Annotated in this window: 3 protein-coding genes and 1 pseudogene; 1 reads left to right on the top strand and 3 read right to left on the bottom strand. The window is 70.8% G+C overall.

The window, feature by feature from the left end; all coding sequences use genetic code 11:
* The 3 genes and pseudogenes from FNH05_RS36260 to FNH05_RS36250 form a co-directional block, all read right to left on the bottom strand.
* Positions 1 to 201, bottom strand: a pseudogene (locus FNH05_RS36260) (class I SAM-dependent methyltransferase); the annotation flags it as partial.
* A gap of 40 nt (positions 202 to 241) precedes the next feature.
* Positions 242 to 862 (bottom strand): alpha/beta hydrolase, encoded by a 621-nt coding sequence (locus FNH05_RS36255; RefSeq protein WP_144593352.1) that lies wholly within the window; start codon positions 860 to 862, stop codon positions 242 to 244.
* Between the two features lie 3 nt (positions 863 to 865).
* Positions 866 to 1,828 (bottom strand): ring-cleaving dioxygenase, encoded by a 963-nt coding sequence (locus FNH05_RS36250; protein WP_144593351.1) that lies wholly within the window; start codon positions 1,826 to 1,828, stop codon positions 866 to 868.
* A 90-nt stretch (positions 1,829 to 1,918) separates the two neighbouring features.
* On the opposite strand from FNH05_RS36250, the gene FNH05_RS36245 reads away from it, so the two are divergent.
* A partial coding sequence (locus FNH05_RS36245) for a MarR family winged helix-turn-helix transcriptional regulator (RefSeq protein WP_144593350.1) occupies positions 1,919 to 2,339 on the top strand: 421 nt, incomplete at its 3' end.

Genomic DNA, 2,339 nt, shown 5'->3' with positions numbered 1-2,339 from the left:
GTCCAGCACCGTGCCGCCCGCACCCAGCGCGTCGAGCACCGCACGGTGAGTCGGTGTGCCGGGCTCGGCGAGGTGGCGGTCGACCCGGCGCTCGAACACCGCACGCGGCAGCACCCACGGCGACTCCGGCGCGGCGGCGAGGATCTCCTCGGGAATGGCCCACGCGGCCAGCTGCGCCGACCAGTCCGCCACCGCACTCATGTCTTCCTCTCCCGGGTCGATCCGAGCTCGTTTTCCGAACTCACGCACCGTTCATCGTCGCGCGGGTCAGCCAGGCTTTCGCCGCCACCTCCGCTTCCGGCGTGATCAGGTGTCCCCCGCCGTGTCGGTAGGTGGTGACCTCCACCCCCCGCCGTCGCAACAGCGCCGTCAGGTGTTCGGCCGAGGGCAGCGGGGCCATCGGGTCGTGCTCGCCGTTGGAGGCGAACACGCGCGTCCCGGTCAGGTCGGGGACGGGGGTGTTTTCGGCCAACGGGAACATCGCCGCGAACAGCACGGCCTCGCGGACCGCGTCCGGCCGCAGGAGGGCGACCGCGGCCGCGATGTTGGCACCGTTGGAGAACCCGACGGCGACCAGCCTGCGGCCGTCCAGGTCGTAGCGTTTCCGGGCGGTGAGAACGAAGTCGGCCAACTGGTTCGCCCTGGCCACGACGTCCTCGTGGTCGAAGACGCCTTCGGCGAGGCGGCGGAACCAGCGGGCGGCGCCGTGCTCCGACACCGGCCCGGCCGGGGCCAGCAGCGCCGAGGACGGGCTGAGGTCGCGGCCGAGGCCCAGCAGATCGCCCGGGGCGCCCCCGGTGCCGTGCAGGAGCAGCAGCACGGGGGCTTCCGGATCACCTTCGAGGTACTTGTGGTCGAGCACGCTTCACACCAGTTCCGGGTTGTTCTCACGGGGCAGGTCGAGCTTCGGCAACGCGTGTTCGATCTGCTCGCGGTCCGGTTCCAGCCACGGCGGCAGCTTCAGCGCGCGCCCCAGTTCCAGCAGCGGTTCGTCGACCGCGAATCCGGGCTGATCGGTCGCCACTTCCAGCAGGGTCCCGCCCGGCTCGCGGAAGTAGATCGAACGGAAGTACTGACGATCCAAAATGGACGTTACCTTGACGCCGCGGTCGAGGAGTTCCTCGCGCCATGCGGCCTGCGTCGGCTCGTCAGGGACCCGCCAGGCGACGTGGTGCACGGTTCCGGTGGAGACCAGGCCTCGCGGCGTGCCGGGCGTGACCAGCACGTCGACGATCGCACCCGGTCCGCCTTCACCCGCGGTGAAGCGCAGGCGGTTGCTGTCCTGGCCCGCGAAGTTCAGGCCCAGTTCGCGGAGCATCTCCGCGGTCGCCTCCTCCCCGGTCACGGACAACGTCACGGAGTGCAGGGCGCGGATCGCGCGTTCGGCCGGGACGAACCCGTTGTCCCAGGGGGCACGGGGGTCGCCCTGCGGATGCGCGACGAGCGCGAGCTGGAGCCCGTCGGGATCGTCGAAGGTCAGTACGTCCTCGCCGTCCCGGTTGACGATGCGCCCGGTGGTGACCCTGGCCTCGGCGAGGTGGTCCCGCCACCAGCCGATGGAGTCCGCCGGAACGGAGAACGAGGTCGTGGTGGCCTGCCCGCTGCCCCGGCGCCCGCGGGGCGCGGCGGGCCACGGGAAGAAGGTCATCAGCGAGCCGGGCCTGCCCGCTTCGTCCCCGTAGTACAGGTGAAACGTGCCCGGATCGTCGAAGTTGACGGTCGTCTTCACCAACCGCAGGCCGAGGGTGCGAAGGTAGAAGTCGGCGTTGCGCTGCGGGTCGCCGCCGATAGCGGTGACGTGGTGCAGGCCGCTGGTCTTGATGGACATCGGTCCTCCTTGAAGGGCTGTGGACCAATCACTCTCCAAAACCTCTTCTTTGGAAGATGTATTCCCGCGAGAGAACGGTAGAATCACCTCGTGGCCGAAGACGACGAGATCGTGACCTGGTGGGGCCTGGTGATCGAGGGCTACCTGGCCACCCAGGACAAGCTCATGGGCGAGATCGCCGAACGCTTCGGCCTGGCCCCGGCCACCTTCGACATCCTGCTCCGGCTCGTGCGCACCCCCGGCCACCAGATGCCGATGACCCGCCTGGCCACCGAGGCGGCCCTGTCGAGCGGCGGGTTCACCAAGGTCGCCGACCGAATGGTGGCCGCGGGACTGATCCGGCGCGCCCCCAACCCGCGCGACCGCCGCGTCACCTACGCCTGCCTCACCGACCACGGACGCGAGGTGGCGGACGACGCCCGCCGGGCGTGCGCGGAGATCCTCCGGCGCCGGGTGCTGGAACCCCTCGGCCCCGCGGCCTCGGAGGCGCTGGCCGAGGCCATGCGCACCC

The sequence above is a fragment of the Amycolatopsis rhizosphaerae genome (genome assembly GCF_007713715.1).
Taxonomy (GTDB): domain Bacteria; phylum Actinomycetota; class Actinomycetes; order Mycobacteriales; family Pseudonocardiaceae; genus Amycolatopsis_E; species Amycolatopsis_E rhizosphaerae.
The sequence above is the reverse complement of the archived record's forward strand: the minus strand, read 5'-3'. Positions and strand labels throughout refer to the sequence as shown.